The 215-nt window shown below is 48.4% G+C and carries 1 protein-coding gene; it reads right to left on the reverse strand.

Annotated features, from left to right (window positions below; translation table 11 throughout):
• A partial coding sequence (locus ACYQ2L_RS17255) for a hypothetical protein (protein ID WP_460058376.1) occupies window positions 1-215 on the reverse strand: 215 nt, incomplete at both ends.

Below are 215 nucleotides of genomic sequence, written 5' to 3' on the forward strand. Positions count from 1 at the left end.
GTCAGCTGCGTGTACTGTTCACTTTCCTCCTGCTTTTTCTCTTCGAACAGCTCCAGTAGTTGGCTGTCGGAAAGCTTCAAGCTCTCTTCATAGCTGATTCCGGCACGACGAAATCGCACCAAATATTCGTTTACTGTTGTTTTTGAAATTCCGGTCAGTCGCGCAACGTCCCGAATTCCCAGCTTGCTCTCGTAGGTGAGTGCAAGTAATTTCCG

The sequence above is a fragment of the Spirochaeta dissipatitropha genome (genome assembly GCF_054657935.1).